General features: G+C 66.8%; 23 protein-coding genes and 3 pseudogenes. 8 read left to right on the top strand and 18 right to left on the bottom strand.

The window, feature by feature from the left end; translation table 11 throughout:
• Positions 1 to 330 precede the first annotated feature (330 nt).
• The 5 genes and pseudogenes from OG559_RS30865 to OG559_RS30845 form a co-directional block, all read left to right on the top strand.
• The gene (locus OG559_RS30865; RefSeq protein ID WP_405110604.1) at positions 331 to 1,692 is read left to right on the top strand and encodes a polymorphic toxin-type HINT domain-containing protein; all 1,362 of its coding nucleotides are present in this window, start codon (positions 331 to 333) and stop codon (positions 1,690 to 1,692) included.
• A 517-nt stretch (positions 1,693 to 2,209) separates the two neighbouring features.
• Positions 2,210 to 2,965, top strand: a complete 756-nt coding sequence (locus tag OG559_RS30860; protein WP_405117135.1) for a hypothetical protein — start codon at positions 2,210 to 2,212, stop codon at positions 2,963 to 2,965.
• Between the two features lie 134 nt (positions 2,966 to 3,099).
• Positions 3,100 to 3,939, top strand: coding sequence for a helix-turn-helix domain-containing protein (locus OG559_RS30855; RefSeq protein WP_405110595.1), 840 nt, complete (start codon positions 3,100 to 3,102; stop codon positions 3,937 to 3,939).
• Positions 3,940 to 4,002: 63 nt separating this feature from the next.
• Positions 4,003 to 4,584, top strand: coding sequence for a dihydrofolate reductase family protein (locus OG559_RS30850; protein ID WP_405110598.1), 582 nt, complete (start codon positions 4,003 to 4,005; stop codon positions 4,582 to 4,584).
• Positions 4,585 to 4,708: 124 nt separating this feature from the next.
• Positions 4,709 to 5,155 (top strand): annotated as a pseudogene (locus tag OG559_RS30845) (ISL3 family transposase); the annotation flags it as partial.
• Positions 5,156 to 5,160: 5 nt separating this feature from the next.
• Here OG559_RS30845 and OG559_RS30840 read toward each other — a convergent pair.
• The 3 genes from OG559_RS30840 to OG559_RS30830 form a co-directional block, all read right to left on the bottom strand.
• Entirely contained in the window at positions 5,161 to 6,468 is a 1,308-nt protein-coding gene (locus OG559_RS30840) for an ISL3 family transposase (RefSeq protein WP_405110601.1), read from the bottom strand.
• 124 nt (positions 6,469 to 6,592) lie between these two features.
• Positions 6,593 to 7,174 (bottom strand): dihydrofolate reductase family protein, encoded by a 582-nt coding sequence (locus OG559_RS30835; RefSeq protein ID WP_405110598.1) that lies wholly within the window; start codon positions 7,172 to 7,174, stop codon positions 6,593 to 6,595.
• A gap of 63 nt (positions 7,175 to 7,237) precedes the next feature.
• A complete protein-coding gene (locus OG559_RS30830) occupies positions 7,238 to 8,077 on the bottom strand; it encodes a helix-turn-helix domain-containing protein (RefSeq protein ID WP_405110595.1) in 840 nt (279 codons plus the stop codon).
• A gap of 127 nt (positions 8,078 to 8,204) precedes the next feature.
• On the opposite strand from OG559_RS30830, the pseudogene OG559_RS30825 reads away from it, so the two are divergent.
• Positions 8,205 to 9,074, top strand: a pseudogene (locus OG559_RS30825) (ISL3 family transposase); the annotation flags it as partial.
• Positions 9,075 to 9,418: 344 nt separating this feature from the next.
• Here the strand turns inward: OG559_RS30825 and OG559_RS30820 are convergent.
• Positions 9,419 to 10,171, bottom strand: a complete 753-nt coding sequence (locus tag OG559_RS30820) for a tyrosine-type recombinase/integrase (RefSeq protein WP_405110593.1) — start codon at positions 10,169 to 10,171, stop codon at positions 9,419 to 9,421.
• Between the two features lie 68 nt (positions 10,172 to 10,239).
• Complete coding sequence (locus tag OG559_RS30815) at positions 10,240 to 10,458, bottom strand: helix-turn-helix domain-containing protein (RefSeq protein WP_405110590.1); 219 nt, start codon at positions 10,456 to 10,458, stop codon at positions 10,240 to 10,242.
• Positions 10,459 to 10,587: 129 nt separating this feature from the next.
• On the opposite strand from OG559_RS30815, the gene OG559_RS30810 reads away from it, so the two are divergent.
• On the top strand, positions 10,588 to 10,761 hold the full coding sequence (locus OG559_RS30810; RefSeq protein ID WP_405110587.1) for a hypothetical protein: 174 nt from the start codon (positions 10,588 to 10,590) through the stop codon (positions 10,759 to 10,761).
• Positions 10,762 to 11,091: 330 nt separating this feature from the next.
• Here the strand turns inward: OG559_RS30810 and OG559_RS30805 are convergent, their stop codons facing one another.
• The 5 genes from OG559_RS30805 to OG559_RS30785 all read right to left on the bottom strand — a co-directional run bounded on the left by OG559_RS30805 (position 11,092) and on the right by OG559_RS30785 (position 16,829).
• Entirely contained in the window at positions 11,092 to 12,729 is a 1,638-nt protein-coding gene (locus OG559_RS30805; protein ID WP_405110584.1) for an ABC transporter permease, read from the bottom strand.
• Entirely contained in the window at positions 12,726 to 13,616 is an 891-nt protein-coding gene (locus tag OG559_RS30800; RefSeq protein WP_405110581.1) for an ATP-binding cassette domain-containing protein, read from the bottom strand. Before OG559_RS30800 ends, OG559_RS30805 begins: the two co-directional genes overlap by 4 nt.
• Positions 13,617 to 13,734: 118 nt before the next feature.
• On the bottom strand, positions 13,735 to 15,042 hold the full coding sequence (gene nhaA, locus OG559_RS30795) for a Na+/H+ antiporter NhaA (protein WP_405110577.1): 1,308 nt from the start codon (positions 15,040 to 15,042) through the stop codon (positions 13,735 to 13,737).
• 91 nt (positions 15,043 to 15,133) lie between these two features.
• The gene (locus tag OG559_RS30790) at positions 15,134 to 15,922 is read right to left on the bottom strand and encodes an ABC transporter permease subunit (protein ID WP_405110574.1); all 789 of its coding nucleotides are present in this window, start codon (positions 15,920 to 15,922) and stop codon (positions 15,134 to 15,136) included.
• Complete coding sequence (locus OG559_RS30785; RefSeq protein ID WP_405110571.1) at positions 15,915 to 16,829, bottom strand: ABC transporter ATP-binding protein; 915 nt, start codon at positions 16,827 to 16,829, stop codon at positions 15,915 to 15,917. Before OG559_RS30785 ends, OG559_RS30790 begins: the two co-directional genes overlap by 8 nt.
• A 64-nt stretch (positions 16,830 to 16,893) precedes the next feature.
• Between OG559_RS30785 and OG559_RS30780 the strand changes: the two genes are divergently transcribed.
• Positions 16,894 to 17,370 (top strand): GbsR/MarR family transcriptional regulator, encoded by a 477-nt coding sequence (locus tag OG559_RS30780; protein ID WP_405110569.1) that lies wholly within the window; start codon positions 16,894 to 16,896, stop codon positions 17,368 to 17,370.
• Between the two features lie 84 nt (positions 17,371 to 17,454).
• On the opposite strand, the gene OG559_RS30775 is transcribed toward OG559_RS30780, so the two are convergent.
• The 8 genes and pseudogenes from OG559_RS30775 to OG559_RS30740 all read right to left on the bottom strand — a co-directional run bounded on the left by OG559_RS30775 (position 17,455) and on the right by OG559_RS30740 (position 24,517).
• Positions 17,455 to 17,931, bottom strand: coding sequence for a transposase (locus OG559_RS30775; protein WP_405117091.1), 477 nt, complete (start codon positions 17,929 to 17,931; stop codon positions 17,455 to 17,457).
• A 48-nt stretch (positions 17,932 to 17,979) separates the two neighbouring features.
• Positions 17,980 to 18,276 (bottom strand): annotated as a pseudogene (locus OG559_RS30770) (integrase core domain-containing protein); the annotation flags it as partial.
• 107 nt (positions 18,277 to 18,383) lie between these two features.
• Positions 18,384 to 18,908 (bottom strand): MarR family winged helix-turn-helix transcriptional regulator, encoded by a 525-nt coding sequence (locus tag OG559_RS30765; RefSeq protein WP_405110566.1) that lies wholly within the window; start codon positions 18,906 to 18,908, stop codon positions 18,384 to 18,386.
• Positions 18,909 to 19,440: 532 nt separating this feature from the next.
• Entirely contained in the window at positions 19,441 to 20,664 is a 1,224-nt protein-coding gene (locus OG559_RS30760; protein ID WP_405110564.1) for an ABC transporter substrate-binding protein, read from the bottom strand.
• Positions 20,665 to 21,220: 556 nt separating this feature from the next.
• Positions 21,221 to 22,003: an enoyl-CoA hydratase/isomerase family protein gene (locus tag OG559_RS30755; protein WP_405110561.1), complete on the bottom strand. Its 783-nt coding sequence runs from the start codon at positions 22,001 to 22,003 to the stop codon at positions 21,221 to 21,223.
• Positions 22,004 to 22,068: 65 nt separating this feature from the next.
• Positions 22,069 to 22,833: an ABC transporter ATP-binding protein gene (locus OG559_RS30750; RefSeq protein ID WP_405110558.1), complete on the bottom strand. Its 765-nt coding sequence runs from the start codon at positions 22,831 to 22,833 to the stop codon at positions 22,069 to 22,071.
• Positions 22,830 to 23,594 carry an ABC transporter ATP-binding protein gene (locus tag OG559_RS30745; protein WP_405110555.1) on the bottom strand — a complete coding sequence of 255 codons (765 nt, stop codon included), beginning with the start codon at positions 23,592 to 23,594 and terminating at the stop codon, positions 22,830 to 22,832. Before OG559_RS30745 ends, OG559_RS30750 begins: the two co-directional genes overlap by 4 nt.
• Entirely contained in the window at positions 23,591 to 24,517 is a 927-nt protein-coding gene (locus tag OG559_RS30740; protein WP_405110552.1) for a branched-chain amino acid ABC transporter permease, read from the bottom strand. The genes OG559_RS30745 and OG559_RS30740 overlap by 4 nt, the downstream gene beginning before the upstream one ends.
• Positions 24,518 to 24,541 lie beyond the last annotated feature (24 nt).

Genomic DNA, 24,541 nt, shown 5'->3' with positions numbered 1-24,541 from the left:
CGTCTTTTTGTGGTCCTGGGTAAGGTGGCAAAGCCGGTATTTAGCGCTATGGGCATGACCAGATGGTCTGATTTGGGTGACTCGCCGTGCGCTGCGCGGAACGAGGAATCAAGGGGTTGCTGTTCCGTCCGCTGCCGGATCGGCCTAACTGTGGCCCGTTCGCCTCTGCGACGGCTGCGGGTCGGGACGCCAACTCCGTCAGCGTCGCTTTCGCCTGCCGATGCGACTCCGCGACCCGACGGCGGGCGGCGGTCGCGTCGACCTCCTCGCCTGCCCCACCGGGCGAGACAGTCCCCGACCGTAGCCGCGGGCCTGGTCGCCACCGTCGCCGTGGGCGCCCTCTGCGCCACCGGCGTCGGCTGCCTCCTCCTCGCCGGCGCCGCAGCCGGCGCGCTCGCCGCAGGAACCGGCTTCATGGTCGACGTCTCCCGCGGCGACGAGGACTTCTCCTGGAGCGGCCTCGCCGGCTCCATGATCGAAGGCGGCCTCGACGGCGCCCTGTCAGCGGGACTCGGACGATTCGGCGGTGCTATCGGCACCAAGGCGCTCGGCGGCGCGGCCAGCCGTATGCCCAGCCTCGGCAGCCGGATGCCGGGCGGTAGCGCGGTGAAGGCCGGCGGCGGCTCCTCGGCCCGAGCCGCAGCCACGAAGAGCGGAGGCAGCGGCGGCTCGCTCGCACGGGCGTCCAGCCGATCCTCCGGCGGGAACTCGTCCGCCCCGGGTCCGGCCCGAAGGCAGGAGGCGGGCTGCCACAGCTTCGCCCCGTCCACCCGGGTTCTGCTGGCCGACGGCAGCAGCCGACCCATCTCCGACCTCAGCATCGGCGACGAGGTAGCGGCAACCGAACCGGAGAGCGGCAAGACCGAGGCGAAACGCGTCACCCAGCTCCACATCAACCAGGACCGGGACCTGACCGACGTCACCGTCCGCGACACGAAGTCGGGCAAAAAGACAGTCCTCAAGACCACCCAGAACCACCCCTTCTGGGACGCGACCGAACAACACTGGGTCAACGCAGGCCAGCTCAAGGCCGGACACCGCCTGCTGGTCCACGACAACAAACGCCTCGAAGGCGACGGCACCGGCGCCGGCATGGGCGGCGGCGGACCCGGCAGCCAGGTCACGGTCACCGCAGTACACAACTTCACCGGCAACCAACGGATGCACGACCTCACCGTCGCCGACATCCACACGTACTATGTACTCGCCGGTGACCAGCTAGTCCTCGTCCACAACTGCGGTGATGGCGACGATGACCTGATCGACCTATACCATGGAACAAGTTCGGGTGGTGCAGACAATATTCGAAAGAATGGCGTGGATACGCAGTACGCCAATCCGGATAAGGACTTTGGGCAGGGCTTCTATACAACAACCGGCAGGGCGCAGGCCGAGGACTGGGCTGCACGTAGGTATGGCAAGAATGGATCTGTACTTCATTTTCGGGCGAGCCGCTCGGCGCTTAACGGCTTGAACGGTTTGGATTTCCCTGGCGACGGTGGTGCCGCGTATAATCAATTTGTTCGCGGACAACGGACCGGCTCGGCGCCCATGCACGGATTTGATTGGGTTCAAGGCCCGATGGTTGCGAATGTGGGGCCGTTCAAGCGCGGGAAGTCCCCAGTGCTCATAGGTCAGCAGTTGTCGTTCCACACGGGCGCTGCGGCCGCGCTCCTAAGGTTGGTTGGTTAAGGTGACGGACAGATTCGAGTTCGCCTTCCCCGTCGTCGACGACATGCGGGAGTATGTCTCGTCGATCGTTGAGGAGATGGTGCGGATATATGGGATATCGAGCCCAGACGCGTTGGCCATTCTCAACGAACATTGGGCATCGGTTGAAATTGGGTCAGATGACCTTATCGGTCATGAGGAACCTGAATATTGGGCGTGCACGATATTTGACCAATATCGGGAGGGCCCTGAGAGGCGCGGCGAGTCTCGTCAAGTCGAGTGACGTGATCAAATGGGTTTGGCTGGGCGTGGGAAATGCTCAGCTGAGCCCTGTGCCGTGCCAAAACTGGCTCGACGGCCTTGACCTGGTGTTTTGAAGATCGGCTCAGGCTGCCGGTGGTATTCGTTGATCACGCCCAGCGAGCCGTCGTCGGCGCCGTACGGGCTTGTCAGGGGATTTTGGTGGCTGGGTCGTGGTTGGGTGGTCGCTGCTGTCAGCCTTGGTGTGGTCGCTGCGAGCGGCCGACAATTTTATGCTATGTCGGCCCAAGAGGATCCGATTGCCGTAGATGCGCTGGTGGGAGTCCTCCGCGATGAACAGGTCGTCCGCCCCTCGGCGACCAGGGCACGCCGCCTCCGCGAAGAGCGCACCGACCACGTGCCGATCTACAGCGAGCGGCACGCCCTGGCCGTAGTCAACGAACACAGCGACCACTTCAACAACCAGCGGCTCACCCTCAACTACCGCACTACCGTGCAGAACCTGCGCTACGCGTTGGCGGTGCTCGACGGCGGCGACCTCGTCGACCTCGAAAAGCAGGCGGAGGCCACCGGCTGCCGCTCGGCTCGATCGGGGCCGATACCGGCGGTGGGAAACGTAGAGTCGCTCGTCGCCGAACTCGACACGATCGCTGACCGTATCCGTTCCTGGCTCGACGGCGGGGTGAACCCCGAGATGATCGCCGTTCTCGTACACGACGAGTTCCAGCGTGAACGAGTTGTCAACGCGCTCAATGAGCGCGGCGTGCGGGCACGAGCCGTCGACCGCGATCGCCCGGCGGAAGGTCGGGTGCTCGTGGTGACCCTGCACAGGGCAAAAAAACATGGAGTTCGCCAATGTCGTACTCGCCGACGTCGATTCCAATCAGCTGTCGAAAAGGCCAGGCTCGGCGGCCTGGATGACATCGAGCGGCACGACGCCGAGCTGCCTGCCCGGTCACTGGTTTACGTAGCCGCAGCCCGTGCTCGCGATGAGCTCGTTGTGGTCCAGCGCCGACAGTTCCATCCGGGCTGACCAATCCGGCTCTTCACAACTTGGGGTGTAGTTGGAGACCGAAATGCGCCGGGGCGCGCGTCAGTGATCGGCGCCGGCTCGATGCTGGCGGCGGCGCGTGATGCCGGATGGGGGCCGTCGGCGATGATGTCGGCGTGGAGTATGTGTCCAGGGTGCCCGGTCCGCCGCTGGACGGGCTGATCGACGACCTCTACTACCTGGAGGGCGCCCCGCCGTACTCCCGGTTGATGCTGCCGGCGGCGCCTGCGCCATTGCTTATCGTCAACCTCGGGGCGCCGTTTCTCATCCGCGCAGGCACCGACGTAGAAGCCGTGGAGTACGCCGACGGCTGCGCGGTCACCACGCCCACCCGCGCGTGGGAGTTCAGCTACCCAACCCCGACCCGGTCCGTCGGCGTCCACTTCAAGCCGTGGGGGCTGGCACCGTTCCTTCCGATGCCCGCGGCCGAGCTGTGCGACCGACCGGCGACGGTCGAGCAGATCTGGGGCCAGCCCGCTATCGCTGAGTTGCGACGCCGACTGACCTTGGCAGACGCACCGCACAAGATGCTGATGTTACTCGAAGAGGAACTGGTGCGACGGCTGCGGGCGATCGACGGTCTTGACCTGGTCCGCCAAGTGAGCAGCGCGATCGCGGCGACAGGCGGGACAGTGCCAATCAGCGACATCGGTGTGGCGGCCCGCGCCAGCAGCACGTACTTGGCGAAGCGGTTCAAGACCGTCGTCGGTGTCACGCCGAAACGGCTGGCTCGCAGCTACCGCTTCACCTCCACCGTGTTGGCGATCGACGTCGCTGCACCGATCGACTGGGGAGACGTTGCCGCCGACGCGGGCTACTTCGACCAGGCCCACTTCGTGCGCGAGTTCCGGGAGTTCACCGGTCTCACGCCGACCAGGTACGTCGAAGTCCGGCGGCGATTCCTGCGCGACCATCCTGGCCACGCACTGGGCGGCTGGCCGCTGCCAGCCGATTGATTTCGTACAAGAGCGACAGCTCACGCCGCACAAGACTGGGGACTCCCAACAGAGGAGGAATCCATGGGCAAAGTGGTCATGAACGCGTCGGTTTCGGTGGATGGTTTCATCGCAGCTGAGAACGACGATCCCGGTCCGATATTCGAGTGGCTGGTCAGCGGTGACGTGCCGTTGGACGGCGGTGGCGTTCTGAAGGTGTCGCAGGCGTCCTACGACCACATCCGGCCGTACTGGGACGAGATCGGTGTGACGATCGCCGGCCGTCACGTCTTTGACATCACAGACGGCTGGGATGGGACGCCTCCGAGTGGGATCGACCATGTGGTCGTCGTGAGTCACCGTGGTGCGCCCGAGGGCTGGGACCCCCAGGCGCCCTTCCACTTTGTCGACGGCATCGAGGCAGCCGGGGCCAAGGCGCGAGAGCTTGCGGGTGACCGCACTGTCGAGGTGGCCGCCGGCGACGTCGGCGGCCAGATGCTCGCCGCAGGTTTGGTCGACGAGGTACGCATGGACGTCGCACCCGTCGTGCTGGGCTCCGGCAAGCGCTACTTCGGGTCCGTCGACGCGCAGCACCTGTTGGAAGGCCCAGACGTAGTTGTTCAGGGCAACCGGGTGCTTCACCTGCGCTATCGGGTGCGCCGATGACCGATCTGAGTGGGTACGCGAAGAAGTCCGCTGCGGCGGTGACACGAGATCGGGCCTCCGGCTGCGTTTGTGCATCGCTGCCCCGGCATGGAAGTCGTGGTCTTCCAGATTGGCACACCTCGACTTGTCTGACGCTGCCTTTGCCTGCCCTGACCTGACCAAGTTCTGCCGGCTCGATGAGCTCGGCCTGGCCGTCACCGGCCAACGACTCAAGCCCGACCGTGCGGTGCTGGCATGCCGGGTCGTCGAACCGGACCAGTGGTGCCGTCGCTGTGGTTGCAAAGGCATACCGCGCGACACCGTGACCCGGGAGCTTGCCCACGAGCCGCTGGGCTGGCGGCCGACGACCCTCGTGGTGACCGTGCGCCGCTACCGGTGTACCGGTTGCGGTCACGTGTGGCGCCAGGACACCAGCCTCGCGGCTGAGCCGCGAGCGAAGCTGTCGCGTCGCGGGCTGCGGTGGGCACTCGAGGCGATCGTGTGTCAGCACCTGACCGTCGCGAGGGTCGCCGAGGGACTCGGGGTCGCGTGGAACACCGCCAACGACGCTGTCCTGGCCGAAGGCAAGCGGGCTCATCACAGATGAGGGTGTAGTTGAGGTCTGAAGCCGCCGGTCTCGAGCAGGGATCGGGCGATGTAGTTGGTGAGATTGCGGAAGCCGAGGGCGGAGCCACGCAGGTGCTCGAGCCTGCCGTTGATGGCCTCCGTCGGTCCGTTGGACGTTCCAGGTCGGTCGAAGTAGGCCAGCACGTCGGCCGCGCGCTTCTTCAGCGTTCGACCGAGTGTGATGACCTCGGTGAGGGGCTTCGGCACGCCGTGGCTGATCGAGTCGATGAGCTTGACCATCAGCTCGCGGCCACGACCCCGGTCCTGCTCGCGGTAGGCCTCGATCATCCGCTGGTAGATCCCCCAGGTGGCCTCGACCTCGACATGGGCATCGTCGGCGAACAGGGCGGCGAGCCGGTCGGTCTGCTTGTCGGTGAGCAGGTCGGCGCCGGTGTGCAGGGTCCGGCGGGCGGAGTAGAGCGGGTCATTCTTCATCCCGCGGTGGCCGTGGATGGCCTGCTGGACCCGGCGGCGACACCGGTCGAGGGCGTCGCCGGCCAAGCGGACCACGTGGAAGGGATCCATCACCGCAACCGCGTCGGGGAGTTCCTCGGCGGTGGCGGTCTTGAAGCCGGTGAACCCGTCCATCGCCACCACCTCCACCCCGTCGCGCCACGTCTGGTCACGGTCGGCGAGCCAGGACTTGAACGCCTGCTTTGAGCGGCCCTCGACCATGTCCAGCAGCCGAGCGGGTCCGGTGCCGTCACGGATGCCGGTCAGGTCGATGATCACGGTGACGTACTTGTCGCCGCGGCGGGTGTGGCGCCACACGTGCTCGTCGACCCCAATCGCGGCCACGCCGTCGAACCGGGTGGCGTCGTTGATCAGCACCCGCTTGCCTTCGGCCAGGACAGCGTCGTTGGCGGTGTTCCACGCGACCCCGAGTCCCTCGGCGACCCTCGCGACGGTCAGGTGCTGACACACGATCGCCTCGAGTGCCCACCGCAGCCCGCGACGCGACAGCTTCGCTCGCGGCTCAGCCGCGAGGCTGGTGTCCTGGCGCCACACGTGACCGCAACCGGTACACCGGTAGCGGCGCACGGTCACCACGAGGGTCGTCGGCCGCCAGCCCAGCGGCTCGTGGGCAAGCTCCCGGGTCACGGTGTCGCGCGGTATGCCTTTGCAACCACAGCGACGGCACCACTGGTCCGGTTCGACGACCCGGCATGCCAGCACCGCACGGTCGGGCTTGAGTCGTTGGCCGGTGACGGCCAGGCCGAGCTCATCGAGCCGGCAGAACTTGGTCAGGTCAGGGCAGGCAAAGGCAGCGTCAGACAAGTCGAGGTGTGCCAATCTGGAAGACCACGACTTCCATGCCGGGGCAGCGATGCACAAACGCAGCCGGAGGCCCGATCTCGTGTCACCGCCGCAGCGGACTTCTTCGCGTACCCACTCAGATCGGTCATCGGCGCACCCGATAGCGCAGGTGAAGCACCCGGTTGCCCTGAACAACTACGTCTGGGCCTTCCAACAGGTGCTGCGCGTCGACGGACCCGAAGTAGCGCTTGCCGGAGCCCAGCACGACGGGTGCGACGTCCATGCGTACCTCGTCGACCAAACCTGCGGCGAGCATCTGGCCGCCGACGTCGCCGGCGGCCACCTCGACAGTGCGGTCACCCGCAAGCTCTCGCGCCTTGGCCCCGGCTGCCTCGATGCCGTCGACAAAGTGGAAGGGCGCCTGGGGGTCCCAGCCCTCGGGCGCACCACGGTGACTCACGACGACCACATGGTCGATCCCACTCGGAGGCGTCCCATCCCAGCCGTCTGTGATGTCAAAGACGTGACGGCCGGCGATCGTCACACCGATCTCGTCCCAGTACGGCCGGATGTGGTCGTAGGACGCCTGCGACACCTTCAGAACGCCACCGCCGTCCAACGGCACGTCACCGCTGACCAGCCACTCGAATATCGGACCGGGATCGTCGTTCTCAGCTGCGATGAAACCATCCACCGAAACCGACGCGTTCATGACCACTTTGCCCATGGATTCCTCCTCTGTTGGGAGTCCCCAGTCTTGTGCGGCGTGAGCTGTCGCTCTTGTACGAAATCAATCGGCTGGCAGCGGCCAGCCGCCCAGTGCGTGGCCAGGATGGTCGCGCAGGAATCGCCGCCGGACTTCGACGTACCTGGTCGGCGTGAGACCGGTGAACTCCCGGAACTCGCGCACGAAGTGGGCCTGGTCGAAGTAGCCCGCGTCGGCGGCAACGTCTCCCCAGTCGATCGGTGCAGCGACGTCGATCGCCAACACGGTGGAGGTGAAGCGGTAGCTGCGAGCCAGCCGTTTCGGCGTGACACCGACGACGGTCTTGAACCGCTTCGCCAAGTACGTGCTGCTGGCGCGGGCCGCCACACCGATGTCGCTGATTGGCACTGTCCCGCCTGTCGCCGCGATCGCGCTGCTCACTTGGCGGACCAGGTCAAGACCGTCGATCGCCCGCAGCCGTCGCACCAGTTCCTCTTCGAGTAACATCAGCATCTTGTGCGGTGCGTCTGCCAAGGTCAGTCGGCGTCGCAACTCAGCGATAGCGGGCTGGCCCCAGATCTGCTCGACCGTCGCCGGTCGGTCGCACAGCTCGGCCGCGGGCATCGGAAGGAACGGTGCCAGCCCCCACGGCTTGAAGTGGACGCCGACGGACCGGGTCGGGGTTGGGTAGCTGAACTCCCACGCGCGGGTGGGCGTGGTGACCGCGCAGCCGTCGGCGTACTCCACGGCTTCTACGTCGGTGCCTGCGCGGATGAGAAACGGCGCCCCGAGGTTGACGATAAGCAATGGCGCAGGCGCCGCCGGCAGCATCAACCGGGAGTACGGCGGGGCGCCCTCCAGGTAGTAGAGGTCGTCGATCAGCCCGTCCAGCGGCGGACCGGGCACCCTGGACACATACTCCACGCCGACATCATCGCCGACGGCCCCCATCCGGCATCACGCGCCGCCGCCAGCATCGAGCCGGCGCCGATCACTGACGCGCGCCCCGGCGCATTTCGGTCTCCAACTACACCCCAAGTTGTGAAGAGCCGGCAAGCGGGTGCTGATCAACGACGCCACCCGGTTCGACGGCGTGGCCGCGATTGGGGTCGACGAGCACGTGTGGCGCCACACCCGCCGCGGCGACAAGTACGTCACCGTGATCATCGACCTGACCGGCATCCGTGACGGCACCGGACCCGCTCGGCTGCTGGACATGGTCGAGGGCCGCTCAAAGCAGGCGTTCAAGTCCTGGCTCGCCGACCGTGACCAGACGTGGCGCGACGGGGTGGAGGTGGTGGCGATGGACGGGTTCACCGGCTTCAAGACCGCCACCGCCGAGGAACTCCCCGACGCGGTTGCGGTGATGGATCCCTTCCACGTGGTCCGCTTGGCCGGCGACGCCCTCGACCGGTGTCGCCGCCGGGTCCAGCAGGCCATCCACGGCCACCGCGGGATGAAGAATGACCCGCTCTACTCCGCCCGCCGGACCCTGCACACCGGCGCCGACCTGCTCACCGACAAGCAGACCGACCGGCTCGCCGCCCTGTTCGCCGACGATGCCCATGTCGAGGTCGAGGCCACCTGGGGGATCTACCAGCGGATGATCGAGGCCTACCGCGAGCAGGACCGGGGTCGTGGCCGCGAGCTGATGGTCAAGCTCATCGACTCGATCAGCCACGGCGTGCCGAAGCCCCTCACCGAGGTCATCACACTCGGTCGAACGCTGAAGAAGCGCGCGGCCGACGTGCTGGCCTACTTCGACCGACCTGGAACGTCCAACGGACCGACGGAGGCCATCAACGGCAGGCTCGAGCACCTGCGTGGCTCCGCCCTCGGCTTCCGCAATCTCACCAACTACATCGCCCGATCCCTGCTCGAGACCGGCGGCTTCAGACCTCAACTACACCCTCATCTGTGATGAGCCACCAATCCACGAGCCGAATCTGCCGGCAGACCGAGCACTTGATTCTCTGTGGTCACGGCCCTGGTCACAGGCCCGAGGGGAGGTGGCGGTGCTGGCGGCATTGCGGTATCGGGCGGTATCGAAGAATCCGGATTCGCGCACTTTTAAGTATGATTCGGCATGCCGTGACATAACTGTTATGTAACTGGGGGTCAAGGGGTCGTCGGTTCGAATCCGGCCGTCCCGACAGTAAAACAGCAGGTCAGGGCCTTGATTCACTTCGGTGGGTCGAGGCCTTCTTGCTGTTCGTCTCACAATTCATCACGTACGCGCGTACTGCTGAATTTCGGGCGCCGGAGTCACCCGAACAGCCCTGATTCGAGGTGCTCGGCCGCCACCTTCAGGTGGCTGCTGTCGGGGTGGACGTAGACCCGTTTGGCGAGCGTGCCGCCGTCCGCGTGACCGGCCCAGGCCGCCAGCACGACGTCGGGCACTCCAGCGCCGGCGAGGTAGGTCAGGCACGCGTGCCGCGCGTCGTACGGCCGGACCTTGCGTACTCCGACCTTAGCCATCAGCTCGTACACCCGGCGGCGGAGCCAGTCGCTGCGCTGCGGCTGGCCGAGTTCGTTGACCAGGACGTAGCCGCTGTCGACGTAGGCATCGCCCGCCTTCAGTCGTTCTTTCTTCTGCAGCGTCTGGAGTGCTTTCAGGGCCTTTGTGACTGTGGTGGGCATCGGTAGGCCGCGTTTGCCGGCCGCCGACTTGGCCTCCTTCTCTTCGATCTCGCCGTCGACGAGCGTCCGCGTGTTCTCGCCGGCGGCGATCGTGCCGGCCTCGAAGTCGACATCGGACCAGCGCAGCCCACACACCTCAGCGGGTCGCAGGCCCATGAGTGACAGCAGGCAGGGGGCGTGTAAGCGTTCGCCGGTGATGCCGGCCAGGAACGCCTTCACCTCGTCCTGAGTCCAGGGCTTGCGTTCTGCCCTCGCCTCAGCGGCGGCCTTCGCCAGTGACCTGGGGATGGTTACGAACGCTGCGACGTTCCGCACCACGAGCTGGCGGCGAACCGCGACGTTCAGCGCGGTCCGGAGCCGGCCGAGAGTCAGGCGCACCGATCGGACACCCAGCCCTGTTCCCGGCTTGCCGCCACGTCGCCGGCCCTCCGTCAGCATCCAGTCGATCAGTGAGACCCACCCGGCCCCTTCGAGGCCAGGGCCTGCTCACCACCAGCCCGCCACCGCTTACGCCACCCGTACACCGCCGTCTGCGACACCCGCAGCCGGCGGGCGACCTCCGGCACCGACACATCCTGGGCGAACCACCCGGCAGCCTGGTGTCGTACCGCCTCACGCTTCGCCCGCCCCCGCGCGGACAACCCACCTCCATCGGAATACCTCATCCCATCGATCTACACCAGCCCAAGGCCATCACACAGACCACATCGGACGAACCTGGCCATTCAAGATCTGTAGCGTCCGGTCTGGCCGGAGCAGGCGAAGCGGTACCGACCGCCATCAACGGCATCACCATGACGAGTCTGCGCCGGGAGAATGCCCGTCTCCGTCGCGACAACGAGAACCTCTCCGTGAACCTGGAAGTGGCGATCGCGAACATCCAGCGACTCACCCTGCAAGCGCACCAGCTCCGGGAAGCGCTCGAACACGCCAGCGGCGTCACCCGCCTCCCCCGGCAATCTCGCTGACGGGCCAACACCCGCCCGGGGCAGCGGGCGCTGGCGTAGATGCGCCTGCCCGGGTCGCCACAGCGTGGTTCGGGTGGTTCGAGCCGGCGATGACAAAGGTGTGCAGCGGTCCGCTGCATGCCTCGGTCGGGTTGGCCCAGGAGGCGTAGGTCGTGGTGAAACACACCTCGACCTTGTTCCTGTCCGCCCACTCCCGGATCTTGGTGCCTTGGTGGGGCCGGGCAACCCGGGGTCTCAAGCGCCGCCCCGGGCACCCAGCACGTGGGCAGCCGTGCTGTCTGGCGGGTCCGGTAGAGCCCTGGGGCCGGTGCGTCTGCCTGTTAGGGACCGTCAGTCGCGTAGGTCGCGGTGCTGGTAGCCGTAGGCACCGATGATCGTGAGCACGGTTGCGATGCCGACCATTCCAGCGGTCCCAGGCCAGTTCGGTGGTACGTCTGGGACCGGGGCGAGGTGTGCGAATGGAGATAGCTGGCCGACCCAGTGTGGTGCGCCGGTGCTGTCGGCGATGACTTGGAGGAGGAAGCCGCCCGCAGCGGGTAGGGCGCCGATGAGCGCGATGGCGCGGGGTAGCCAGCCGAGGGCGAAGATGGCTGCTCCCAGGCAGAGCACGGCGACCGGTACGACGTTCACGGCGCCCGTGAGGGCCTTGTCCACGTGTAGCGGTGCGCCGACGGCGGTTGCCCCTGCCCAGGTGGCGAGCCCAGCGGCGGCGGTGAGTATCACCGCACCGCCTGCTGTGACGGCGGCCTCGCCGGCGAGTAGCCGTGTCCGGGTGACGGGTTGGGCGTAGAGCAGGGTGAGCCGGCGGTCGGTTTCGTCGGCGGCGGTCGTGGCGATCCGTACGGCGGTGAAGATCCCGACAGGGATGGCGAGCAGCCCGAACGTCGCCGCCGCGTAGCCTTCGACGGAGCCGAGGCCGGCGAATCCGGTTTGTGCGGCGAGGTCGGCGAACTGCGCGTTGTCGGCGAGGAAGTCGGTCATCGAGACCGCGAGGAAGCCGATGAGCAGGTAGTAGGCGCCGATGCCGGCAGTCCAGCCGGCAAGGGGGCGCAGCAGACGCCGGACGGCGAACGCGGGTATCGAGCCGAGTAGGGCCAACCGTGGGGCACGACCCGTCCGGGGTGCGAGCCAGCCGCCCCGGATGTCGCGGTGCCGGGTGGTCGCGGGGATGGTGGCGAGCAGCGCGAACGCGGCCAGGGCCAGCACCATCAGCGGCAGGGCCCGGTTGGCGTCGTAGGGGCGGGAGAGTGCGATGAGTCCGAACGGGGACAGCCACCGCAGCCAGCCCAGTGCGTCGATGCCGTCACCGATCATCCGGATGAGTAGCCCGGCGCCGAGCAGAGTCGTAGCGGCCCCGGTCGCGGTGCCGCGGGCGGGGAAGATCTGCGCCGCGAGGGTCCCGGCGGCGGCGAAGAACACCCCGACCAGCGCGACGCCCGCGCCGTGCAGCAAAGCCCCGACCGGTGGGGTGCCGGTAGCGATGAGTGCGCCCGCTGTGGCGAGCCCGGCCAGCAGCAGGGCGCCGACGACCGTGGTGATGTGGCGCATCACGATGGTGGTCAGGGGGATCCGTCCGGCCAGGAGAAGATCCCAGCGGCCGGCATCCTCCTCCCCCCGGGTTATCCGGGTGGCGGTGAGTAGGCCCCATACTCCGACCAGGACGGCGAGGACGGTGCCGGTGCGCCATACGGTGAAACCGCCCGCAGTGCTCAGGGCGACCGGTTCGCCGAACAGGGTGCGGATGGCCGGGTTCTCGGCGAGTGCGGCGAGGGCGGCGGCGTCCATGGCGTCGCCGACGGTGCTGGCGTAGGTGGTGGCGACCATCGCCGACATGCCGGCGACGAGGAGTATCACGATGCTCGCGCCGTGCCGCAGCTGGCGGACGGCCAGCCAGGTCACCGTGCGACCGGCGGCTGAAGGTGCGGTGACCGGCGGTACCTGCGGCGCCCGCGTGTCGACGGCGGTCACCGGGACACCTCGGTGTAGTAGTCGAGGAAGATCTCCTCGATCGTCGGTTCGTGAATCTCCAGGGCTGTCACGTCCGCCGTGGCCAGGGCCCGCAGTGCCGGCGTGGGTGGGCCGGTGAGGGTGAACCGCAGCCGTGCTGGTCCGACCATCTCGACCGTCTCCACGCCGGGCACCCCGGTCAACTGGGGTGCCGTGCCGGCGAAGGTGACCTCGACCTGGCTGCGGTGTAGCCGCCGTAGGTCCGCGACGTCGGCGATTTCCACGAGGCGGCCGGCGCGCAGGATCGCGACCCGGTCACACACGGCCTCGACCTCGGGGAGTTGGTGGGAGCTGAGGAACACGGTCTGTCCCCGTTCGCGGGCCTGCGCCACGGTGTGTTGGAACTCCCGTTCCATCAGGGGGTCAAGGCCGCTGGTCGGCTCGTCGAAGACCAGTAACGGTGCGCGGGTGGCGAACGCGGCGACCAGGGCCACCTTCTGCCGGTTGCCGGTTGAGTACGTTCGGCCGGGTTTCGACAGGTCCAGCGCGAACCTCTCGACCAGTTCGTCGCGGTATTCGCGATCGACGCCGGGGCCGGTGCGTCCGAGTAGTTCGAGGGTTTCGGCGCCGGTCAGTCCCGGCCAGAGCGCCACGTCGGCGGGTACGTACGCCAACGACCGGTGCGCGGTTTTCACGTTTTGGGAGTCGGTGTCGAAGATCCGGGCCGACCCTGTGGTCGGGCGGGCCATGCCGAGTAGTAGCCGGATGGTGGTGGACTTGCCGGCGCCGTTCGGGCCGAGGAAGCCGAACACCGATCCGGTCGGCACGCTGAGGTCGAGCGTGTCGAGGGCGAGGACCCGCCCGTAGCGTTTGGTGAGATTTTCGGTACGAATGGCGAATGTATCCACGGGAGCCTTCTTCGGTCGACTCGATGATGCGACTGCCGACCAGACTTCCCGGCGCTCCACAACGGAGCCTACGCCCGAAAGTCACCGGTAGGAAGGCTCCGCTCGGGCGGGGCGGCGGTCAGCGCCGCAGGTCGTCTGTCTCGTAGGCGTCCGGTATGCCGTCGGCGTCGGTGTCGCGTTCCTCGACCGCGCAGATGCGCTGGTAGTGGCGGTTGCGGACTCGTAGCACGGCGGTCGCCAACAGGGCCGCGACCAGTGATCCGAGCAGGACGCCGATCTTGGTGTGCTCGTCGCGTTCGCTGCCGGAGCCGAAGGCCAACTCACCGATGAGCAGGGAGACGGTGAACCCGACTCCGGCGAGCAGGGCGAGCCCGAACACATCCCACCAACTCAATCCTTCGGCGAGCCGGGCCCGGGTGAACCGCTGCACCAGCCAGGTCGCCCCGGTGACCCCGATCGCCTTGCCGGCGACGAGGCCCACCGCGACGCCCAGGGCGACCGAGTCGGTCAGGGTGGCGCCGAGACCACCGGCGCCGGCGATCGAGACCCCGGCGGCGAAGAACGCGAAGACCGGTACCGCGATGCCGGCCGACAGGGGACGGAAGCGGTGCTCGAAGTGTTCGGCCAGGCCGGGCACTGGTCCTTCGGCCCGGCGGATCACCGGCACGGTGAAGGCGAGCAGGACTCCAGCGACGGTGGCATGGATGCCGGAGGCGTGGACCAGCGCCCAGGTGGCGGCGGCCAGGGGCAGCAGCAGCCACCACGACCGCATCCGCCGCTGCACCAACACCCCGAACACGGCGAGGGGGACGACGGCCAGGCCGAGCGGGACCAGGTGCAGCGAACTGGTGTAGCAGAGCGCGATGATCAGGATCGCGATCAGGTCGTCGACCACGGCGAGGGTGAGCAGGAAGGTCCGCATTGCCGCCGGTAGGTGGGTGCTGATCACCGCGAGGACGGCGAGGGCGAAGGCGATGTCGGTGGCGGTCGGGATCGCCCAGCCCGCCAGGGCGCCGTCCCCTGTACTCGTGTTGATCGCGACGTAGATCAGGGCGGGCACCGCCATCCCGCCGACCGCTGCCGCGACCGGTAGCGCCGCCCGGCGCGGGTCGCGCAGGTCACCGGCGACGAACTCGCGCTTCAATTCCAGCCCGGCGACGAAGAAGAAGATCGCGAGCAGCCCGTCGGCCGCCCACTGGCTCAGGGTGAGATCCAGATGCAGTGCGGCGGGACCGACCTGCGCGCTGCCGAGGGCGCGGTACGCATCACCCCATGGGGAGTTCGCCCAGACCAGGGCCAGCACCGCGGCGCCGAGGAGCAGCACCCCGCCGACCGTCTCGGTACGGAGGATGTCGCCGACCCGACGGACCTCGGGCCAGCTCCCACGACCGAACAGGTGCTGGTTGGGGCTACCGGGCGTTCCCATACGGCTCCTCAGGAGGGGTCGACAAAGACATCGCCGACCAGACTTCCCGGCGGACCCGCAGGGGTGTGCTGCGAGGGGCCGGCGGGGGCGGTCAACTGGTGAGGTCGCGGCGGTTGAACGCGGTGATTGCGGCGGACACCAGGAGGGCGATGGCTGCGGTGAGGATGCCCAGGTCGGCCCACTGGAAGCCGTTGCGGAGCGGTTCGTCGCCGATGTAGTAGTGGAACGGGGAGGCGTAGCGGGCGGCGTCGGCGCCGATCTGGGTGGCGAAGGTGTTCGCCGCGTAGGTGAGTACCCCCAGGACGGCGGTGCCCGCGAGCGCGGCGGCTTTGCTGCCGGTGACCGCGCCGATGGTGATGGCGGCGGTGCCGAAGAACGTGGCGAGCAGTGCCAGGGCCAGGCACTGGGCGGTGAACTGGGCGACGCTGACCGTGTCGAGTTGGGCGCCGGAGCGGATGGTGAGCATGGCCAGCCAGACGAGCCCGGCCAGGGCGAAGGCGCCGATGGTGAGGGCGAGGAAACGGTGCAGCAGCAGCCGGGTACGGGCGACCGGGTGAGCCAGGAGAAGGTCGAGGTAGCCGGCTTCCTCGTCTCCGGCGATGGCGCGGGTGCCGGTGGTGATGCCGTAGATGACGGCGATCAGCGGCACAATGATGCCGAACACGCTGGAGCCTAGATACCCGGCGGCAGAGGACAGGTCCTCCATGTTGAGCGCCTCCCGCATCGCGGGGGAGAAACCTTCGACGGCCTGACCCATCGCCCCGTCGGACACCTGGGGGTAGAAGCCCGCGTACATGGCGCCGACCAGGGCGGTCCCGACCGCGAACCCGGCGAGGCTGCGCCGGGAGTCCCACAGCGACTTCGTCATGACATCAGGCACGGGTGGCCTCCTTGGCTTCTCGGTTGGCCTGGTAGTAGCTGAAGAACAGCTCTTCGAGGTCGGGTTCGCTGGCCCGCAGGACGGCGACCCGGTGTTGGGCGAGAACCTGGATCAACGCGTCGGGACTGGCGGCGAGTTGGAACCGGGCGGTCGCGCCGTCGAAGCTGAGATCGGAGATCTCCGGGAGCACGGCGATGGCCGCCTGGTCGACCGGGCCGAGGAACGTGATCTCGAAGCGGTGAACGGCCTGGCTGCGGAGCCGGGCGACGGTGTCGAGGGCGACGAGACGGCCCTCGCGGATAATCCCGACCCGGTCGGCGACCGCTTCGACCTCGGTCATGATGTGCGAGGACATGAACACCGTCTGCCCGGCGGCCTTCGCCTCGCGGACCAGGTCGAGGAACGTCTGCTGGACCAGCGGATCAAGGCCGGACGTCGGCTCGTCAAGGATCAGCAGATCCGGCTGATGCATGAACGCCTGCACCAGGCCGACCTTCTGCCGGTTTCCCTTTGACAGGGCCTTGATCCGAGCCGACAGATCAAGATCCAGCCTGACGGCGAGGTCGTCGATGCGGGACCTCGGCACACCGCCGCGCAGGTCGGCCAGGAACGCCAGGCACTCGCCGACCTTTTGACGGGGGTTGACCACGAAGTCTCCCGCGAGGTAGCCGACGCGTCGGTGCAACTCGACGGCGTGCTCGCGTGGGTCGCGGTCGAACAGCCACGCCCGGCCACCGGTGGGGCGGATCAGGTCCAGCAGCAGCCGGATCGTGGTCGACTTCCCGGCCCCGTTTGGGCCCAGGTAACCGAATACCTCGCCCTCGGCCACGGTCAGGTCCAGGTCGACCAACCCCCGGCGGCTCCCGTACGTCTTGCTCAACTTCTCCAGCCGAATCACATCTCCCATGCCTCCGACAGTAGCGAAGCTTCAGAGATCTGCGAAGAGCCGAAGCTGTTAGTATTCCGTCAAGATGAGCGACGAGAGGACTCCGATGGCCGCCTTGAGTGACCCCGCGGAGCAGCTTGCCCTGACCCTCACCCAGGGCGGCCTGCAACGGATGACCGCACGGGTACTCGCCGCCTTGCTGTTCACCGAACAGGAGACAATGACGGCAGGAGAGATTGCCGAAACTCTCTCGATCAGCTCCGGCAGCGTCTCCACCGCTGTGAAGGCCCTCACCACCGTCGGCCTGATCCAGCGCGTACCCGCCCCAGGCAGCCGACGGGAACACTTCCGCCTGCCTGAGGGCGCCTGGGCAACCCTCATGTCCGGCCAGAACATGACGGTCAAGGCGATGCGCGAGGCCGCCGAGCAAGGCATCGCGACCACCGGCGAAGACAGCACCGCCGGCCGGCGCCTGGCCGAAATGCGTGACTTCTACGACTACCTCTGGCGCGAACTACCCGTGCTGATCGACAGGTGGAGGAGCCAGAAACCCGGTCAGTGACCTTAATAACATCTCGGCGCCCGGCCGCAGCCCTACCTGCCCGAGAAGACACTCCGACCGCTCCTCGGGACGCTCGCCACCGCACTAGGTTCTGTCTTGCGGATCTTGGTGGTCGGGGACGGCGCGTAGCCAGTCGAGGGTTTCGACCAGGTGGAGAGTGGCCTGGAAGTGGGCGGCGAGTTTGTCGTACCTCGTGGCGAGTCCTCGCCAGTGTTTGCGCCGGTTGAAGCCGCGTTCGGCCTGGTTGCGGCACCGGTAGGCGACCTTGTCGTACCTCGTGGCGAGTCCTCGCCAGTGTTTGCGCCGGTTGAAGCCGCGTTCGGCCTGGTTGCGGCACCGGTAGGCGACCTTGTCGAACCGTGGTGGTCGGCCGCCGCGTCGTCCGTTCCGCTTCCGGTTGGCGATCTGGTCGTTGGGCTCGGGGATGACCGTGGTGATGCCCTTGTCCCGCAGCGCGGTCCGGTTCGCACGAGAGGAGTACGCCTTGTCACCGGTGAGCGAGTCCGGACGCTGGCGGGGCCGTCCGACACCGCCGGGTCGGGGGACCCGGACCTGCTCCAGCAGGGGGACCAGGTTGGGGTCTGCTGCACGAGTAGGTGACAGGTGTAGTCACGCGGCCTGACTGGCCGGTGGGTGCATGATGGTCTCGAATTCAACGGGGGTCAACCGGGACAGCGACCGCTGTCGTCGGCGTCGGTGGTAGGTCCGTTCGATCCAGGTCACGATCGCGATCCGTAGTTGCTGGCGGGTGGCCCATGATCGCCGGTTGAGGACGTTGTTCTGCAGGAGGCCGAAGAAGGACTCCATGGCGGCGTTGTCGCCGGCGGCGCCGACGCGGCCCATCGATCCGGCCATCCGGTGGCGGTGGAGGGCTCGGACGAATTCCCGGGACCGGAATTGGCGACCACCGGCGACAACCCGTCGGTGAGCTTTCCCTGGTCACCGCCACGGTCGCCACGCTTCCGACAAGCAACAGCGCCCTCCCATCCTTGTTGATCAATCAGTGACGGGGATTAGGTGAGAAGGACGCTGCGCAGCGCTCGGAGCTCGCGGATCTGCTCCGCGGTGAAGATGCTGTCGATGAAGACGGTCGCGTTGAGTCGCTTGGTCGCGTCGAGAACCACAGCGCGGCCAATCTCGGTGAGCTGGACGAGCTTCGACCGCCCGTCCGTCGGATGGGGCACCCGAGTGATGAAGCCCTGCTTCTCCAAGCGACCGACCACGATGCTCGCGGTCGTCTGGTGAACCTCGAGCTGCGCGCATATCGTCGTGAGCGGCAGCGCTCCGCTCCGGCTAAAGTGCAGGAGAATGAGAACCTCGTAGCGGGAGAACGTTAGGTCGAGGCCGCGCAGTTGATCATCGATGCGCGCGAGCAGCAGGCGGTGCGTCCGGATTAGCGAGGTCACCACCGACATCCCTGGGGCGGCGTCACCCCAACCATGCGCTACCCACTGGCTGTACGACGCCTCCACCGGATCGTGGAACGCGGGGCTCTGCGGGTCGTCGTCGGACTTGATTGCGGGGTCTGCCTTGGTCATGAGAGGAGCATATTCTGCTCTGTGTCAGGGATCTGGAAGAGGTCGTCGCTAATGGTTGGTCAGGCTGCGGTGGCAAGGTGATGCGCGGTGAGGGCTTCGGCTGGGCATGGTGGCCCAGGGTTGAGTGCAGGCGTCGCCGGTTGTAGAAGATCTCGATGTGCTCGGCCACGGCGAACCGGACGCGGGCCTGGGTGTCGAAGTGCCGCCGGTGGTACGTCTCGGCGTTTGGGTGCTTCCATCTCCTTCACGCGGGCGTTCTCGTTTCGAGTGTTGTTCCGTGCCGGCTTGACATGTTCACAACGCTAGGTGTTAACCCAGTTTCCCAGGGGTGGCTTCGTGGACTTCCAGGTCACGGGCCGCGGCCGCGATCGGTCTACCGGTCTCGATGACCATCCACACGGCCTCACGTCTGCCGATAGGCCGCACCTGGGGAGGTCGTAAAACCATCATCAACGAAAACGAGAGCAACTGAACGTGCACCCCCGCCGGCAGTACCGGCGGGGGCCGCTGGTGTTCGAGCTACGTGTCGATGCTATACGGTGTACGGCTTGACCATGTTGAGGTCGCCCGTGCTGAGACCGCCTACCGCAGTCATCTCACCGGCCTTGAACTGCACGACCTGGAGGCTGCTATTGAACACGTGGCTGTCCGGCCCCACGGCCTGAGGGGTGAACAGCGTTTCGGCGGGGTCGAGTTTGGTCGACTCCAGCGCGGCACGGAACGACTCACGGGTGATCTTCCCCTCGACGCCGCGCAGGGCGGCGACGAGCGCCTGTGCCGCCGAGTAGCCGTACTCCGTGTAGACGCCCTTGACGATCGACGAGTCGTACTTGTCCAGGGTGTCACGGAAGAGTTGCGCCTGCGGGGTGGCCGCGTTGGGCAGTTGGTAGGGCACTGCGCCGTACACGCCCTCGGCGAGTTTGCCGGCGAGGGTGATGGTCGACGGGTCGGTTGCGCCGGGTCCGGTGTACCAGGTCGGGTGGTAGGCGCGCGCATCGGCCGCCTGCAGCACCGCCGTAAGCTCGGTCGGCGAGCCGTAGATGGCGACAGTCTCCGCTCCGGCGTTGCGCAGCTTGGTGATCAGTCCAGAGAAGTCGGTCTGGCCACGGGGGAACTCGTCAGTCAGCACGATGGTGCCGCCAGCAGCTTTAACACCCTGCTCGAAGCCATGGGCCCACGAGTATCCACCCAAGTCGTTGTATCCCGCGTATCCGATCTTGCGGACACCCAGGCTCTCGACGATGTACTTGCCGGCGATGGCGCCCTGCACCTCGAGCGGTGTCTGCACCGTGAAGATGTTGGCATTCACCGGAATGACCGTGGACAAGAACCCCGCAGCCGCGGAAACCAGAGGGATCTTTTGCGATTTGAGGTAGGGAAGGATCGCGGAGTAGGTCGCCGCGCTGCTGATCGAGCCGATCGCGATGATCTGATTCTGCTCGACTGCTCGACGAGTGAGCGTGAGGGCGAGCGACGGGTCTGTCTGATCGTCGAGCTGCAGGACGTCGATCTTCCGGCCGTCGATCCCACCCGCTGCGTTTACCTTGTCGATGTAGGACAGAAAGCCGCCGTTGATCTGCTCATTAAGTGCGATGAGGCCGGGAGGCGTACCCCCCGACATGGCCTGCGTGATCGCGACCTTGATCGAACCGGAATTCGAAGTTCCGGATGATTGAGCACTGCATGCGGCAACGGCAGCCACGGCGGCGAGAGCCGCCAGGGCCGAGAGGTGTCTGAACCGGGAAGGTGCGTTCATGGGCGCGAGGCTCCTTGTCTGCTCCGGCTCCACGCGAGCCAAGCCGTCCCGTCAGCATAATCCCAACTCTAATGATGTCAATGCTAATCCCATTGCTGTAAATGCGCCCGGCTGACCAGCGCGTTGTCTTGATCAACAGCACCAACGGGGCCGCGTGGAGTTCGACCGGGCGCCAGGGTCTTCGCGAGGTAGTTATATGATCGGATAGCCTGCTTCAGGGCAGTTGCTCCGTCGGGGTTACGCAAAAGAACGCGGACTCCTGGTGATCATTCAGCCGCTTCGACGCTGGCCACTTCCCAACGCCGTCGGCCTGCTACCGGGAACCTGACAGCTACCCTGACCGAACTTCCACCGGTAAGCGACGACGAGCTACGAATGAACCTTTTTCAGCCTCTTCCTGCGGTCGATAGTGGTCGCAGTGGAGGGCGGAGCGCAGGCGCCGCGTGATCCAGGTTGAAGATGGTTCAAAGACGATCAACCACCTACCTGGCCAACCTTCACTCTGCTGGGCGCACGAGATGGCCTCACTGTGAGAGCGCCACGACCGCCGGACCTATCAGCTCACCGCGTCGGCACCATCGAGGTAGGCAAGAGACTCGAGGGCGAGTCCGTGTCCAAGCCGTTGGTGCATCGCAGTCCGCAGCTTGTCGCTCAGGAGGATCTTCGTGAACCGGCGCACTAGGACCGGCCGTTGCCGTATGTACCGGGCGAGTTCGAGTGCCCGCAGCATGAGTGCGTCAGGGGGAAGTACCTCGTTCACCATTCCAAGATTGTGAGCGGCTTGGGCCGAGATTATCTCGCCAGTCATGAGGAAGTAGGTTCCGCGCCGGATTCCCATTATTTCCTGGTAGACGACGTGGCACCCATCGCCGGGCACGATGTGGTCGTGGAAATGGACGGAGTCCTGGAACTCCGCAGTCTCCGATGCCAGTACGATGTCGCAGAGAAATACAAGTTCGGCGTGGCGCACGGCCGGTCCATTGACGGCGCAGATGACCGGGACCCCGATGTCGAGCAGGTTAAGCTCCAAGCGCGTTGCTTCCCAGTAGCGCCGCTCCCATTCGCGGGGCGTTGAGTCAGGCCGTATCCGTGCCCCCAACTCCGGAGCCGTCGGGAGTGGGCCGCTGAACACGTCACCCGTGCCGGTGAAGATGACGACCTCGTTCTGCTCGTCGCCGGCCACGTCCGCGAACGCTGACAGCAACTTGAGGTGATCAGGCATCGTCCACATGAACGGCCCGTCACCGGAGTGGAGCCTCATCGTGAGGATTCCATCCTCGCGTTCAAAGTGAACCATGTCGTACTTATCCTGGTAATCAGCGAGGTTCGTCGTACCCATCGCCCCTGCCTTTCATCGGCCCAGCCGCTGCATCGGCGGGGCACAGGTCTTGCCCCTGGGTCTTCTCACGAGCCCATATAAGCGGCACGCACGCCGGGATCCCGGCGCACCTCGGCCGGCGTGCCCTCGGCGACGATCTCACCGAGATGCAGCACGTATACCCGGTCCGCGCTGTCGGACACGAAGTCGAGATCGTGTTCGACAAGTAGAATGCCGCGGCTGCTGTTCCTGGCGATGGCGCGCACGATCCGCGAGAGCATCGCACGGTTGTTGATCGACAATCCGGCCGCCGGCTCGTCGAGCAACAGCAGCGCGGGCTCGGCGGCGAGCGCACGGCCGAGGCCGACCAGCCGCCGGCTGCCGGTTGAGATGTCCGATGCCTGTTTGTCGAGCAGTCGGGTGACGTTGAACTCATCCGCCAGCGATCGCGCGCGTTCCCGAGCAGCCACTTCCCGGCGCCGCCCACTCGGCGTCGCGAAGAAGGTACCGAAGGCGTCGCGAAGTCGGGAAACACCCGACGCGCCAAAGAGGTTCTCCCGGACCGTCATCGACTCGAACAGGTTCCCTTCCTGGAAGGTGCGTGCGACGCCGGCCGCGAAGAGCTGGCCGGGCCGTAGGCCGGCGAGCGCCTTGCCGTTGAGGCTGATCGACCCGCGGGAAGGTCGAACGAAACCCGAGATTGCGTTGAACAGGGTCGTCTTGCCGGCACCGTTGGGGCCGATGAGAGCTACGACCTCGCCCGGGTGGACCTCGCAAGAGACCCCGCGAAGCACCTCATGTGCGCCGAACCGCACCGCCACATCGTCGACAGAAAGAAGGGGCTGACTCATCGGGGTTCTCCCTCCGCATTGCCGTCGTCGCGGGTCGCCTCAAGGCGGTCGCCGTCGGCCACGAGGTGCGCTCCGATCGAGTCGTCCTCCAGGAGCTTGGCCGCGTCGCCCTCGAGGGTGATACGGCCGTGGGTGAGGACGACGGCCCGATCGGCATGGCCAAGCGCCGTGGTGACGTTCTGTTCTACGACGAGAAGCGCAAGACCCTCGGCGCGAAGCTCATCGATCGTCGCCATGACCGCAGTGACCACTGCCGGTGACAGGCCGATTGTGGGCTCGTCGAGGAGCAGGACCCGCGGCGACGCTACCAGCGCCCGCCCGATCGCAACCAACTGCTTCTGGCCGCCGGACAGGCCCTGGACGGACGTGTTCCGCAGGCGCCCCAACGCGCCGCCAAATCGTTGTTCGACTGCGGCTACGCGGGCACGTCCCTCGCGCCGGCCAAGGGTGTAGGCGCCGATCACGAGGTGCTCCCGGACGGTAAGCCCGTCGAAGAGCGCACGGTCGGCGGGGACGTAACCCAGCCCGGCTCTCACCCGCCCGGGGGTGGGGAGGCGGTCAAGAACGACCCCGTCGATCTGGGCGGACCCTGACGTGCAGGTCGCGAGCCCCGCCACACCTTTCAGGAGGGTGGACTTGCCGGCGGCGTTGTGGCCGAGGACGACGAGAACCTCCCCGCCCTCGATGGTGAGCGAGACACCATCGACGATGTCGTCACCGCCGTAGCCGACGTGTAGGTCTTGGATGCGAAGTTCAGTCACGACGACGCCCCTTTCGCGTGGGCACGCCGTAGACGTCGCTCGACGAGTCCGGGCAGGCTTACGATGCCCCGCGGCAGGAACCGCAGACACACCACGATGGCCAGCGCGATGATCACCGGTGTCAGCTCGGCGGAGACGCCCAGGGCGAACAGCAACTCCGGCAGCCCCACGACAATGAACGCCGCGAGGACCGATCCCGTGATCGAGGCGACCCCGCCCACGATGATCGCCACCGTGATGAGCATGGACTGCTGGACCGTGTAGCTTCCGGGACTGACGTACGCCGTGCGGCCCACGAGTAGGACGGCGCCGACACCGGAGATACTCCCCGCGAGGGCGAAAGTTACCAGCTTCCAGTGCAGCGCCCGCATACCCAAAGCGGCGGCTGCTTCCGGAGCGTCGCGCAGCGCCGCCAGGCCGCGGCCGAAGGGCCCGCGGACGAGTCTACGCATGGCCAAAACGACGAGGACGGCCAGTAGACCTGCGACCAGGAACCAGAACCTTTCGGCTTCCATGCCGGGCACTGGCGCAGTGAACAGGCTGTTCACCGCGATTCCGTTCAGCCCGCCAGTCACAGCGCGCCAGCCCTCGGCAGCCCCCGAGAAGGCGAACTGGAACGCCAGCGTGATGATGGCGAGGAACAGTCCCTGCAGGCGCAGCGCCGGGAACGCGAGTAGGACGGAGCCAACAGACGATAGTGCGATCGCGACCAGCGCGGCCAAGAGCAGGGGGATGCCGGCGTTGACCGCCACCGCGAATCCGTAGGCTCCGAACCCGACGATCGCCGCCTGCGCGAGCACGATCTCGTCGGCGTAGCCGAACAGGAGGTTGGCGCTGAGGCAGATAACAACATAGGCGAACAGTTGAGTTCCGAGCGAAAGCCGGAATCCTGGGAGCACGGTCGTGAGGATGGCGATCGCCACGACTGCGGCGACCGTCAGGGCGGC

This window comes from Micromonospora sp. NBC_01405, assembly GCF_045040155.1.
In the GTDB taxonomy this organism is placed as follows: Bacteria; Actinomycetota; Actinomycetes; order Mycobacteriales; family Micromonosporaceae; genus Micromonospora.
This window is presented reverse-complemented; position numbering and strand designations above follow the sequence as displayed.

Excerpts from the sequence above, each read along its gene's own strand:
- OG559_RS30780 (WP_405110569.1), top strand. The coding sequence starts at position 16,894 with ATGAGCGACGAGAGGACTCCGATGGCCGCCTTGAGTGACCCCGCGGAG.
- OG559_RS30750 (WP_405110558.1), bottom strand. The coding sequence starts at position 22,833 with ATGAGTCAGCCCCTTCTTTCTGTCGACGATGTGGCGGTGCGGTTCGGC.
- OG559_RS30765 (WP_405110566.1), bottom strand. The coding sequence starts at position 18,908 with ATGACCAAGGCAGACCCCGCAATCAAGTCCGACGACGACCCGCAGAGC.
- OG559_RS30850 (WP_405110598.1), top strand. The coding sequence starts at position 4,003 with ATGGGCAAAGTGGTCATGAACGCGTCGGTTTCGGTGGATGGTTTCATC.
- OG559_RS30785 (WP_405110571.1), bottom strand. The coding sequence starts at position 16,829 with ATGGGAGATGTGATTCGGCTGGAGAAGTTGAGCAAGACGTACGGGAGC.
- OG559_RS30810 (WP_405110587.1), top strand. The coding sequence starts at position 10,588 with ATGACGAGTCTGCGCCGGGAGAATGCCCGTCTCCGTCGCGACAACGAG.
- OG559_RS30860 (WP_405117135.1), top strand. The coding sequence starts at position 2,210 with ATGTCGGCCCAAGAGGATCCGATTGCCGTAGATGCGCTGGTGGGAGTC.
- OG559_RS30760 (WP_405110564.1), bottom strand. The coding sequence starts at position 20,664 with ATGAACGCACCTTCCCGGTTCAGACACCTCTCGGCCCTGGCGGCTCTC.
- OG559_RS30755 (WP_405110561.1), bottom strand. The coding sequence starts at position 22,003 with ATGGGTACGACGAACCTCGCTGATTACCAGGATAAGTACGACATGGTT.
- nhaA (WP_405110577.1), bottom strand. The coding sequence starts at position 15,042 with ATGGGAACGCCCGGTAGCCCCAACCAGCACCTGTTCGGTCGTGGGAGC.
- OG559_RS30815 (WP_405110590.1), bottom strand. The coding sequence starts at position 10,458 with ATGAGGTATTCCGATGGAGGTGGGTTGTCCGCGCGGGGGCGGGCGAAG.
- OG559_RS30835 (WP_405110598.1), bottom strand. The coding sequence starts at position 7,174 with ATGGGCAAAGTGGTCATGAACGCGTCGGTTTCGGTGGATGGTTTCATC.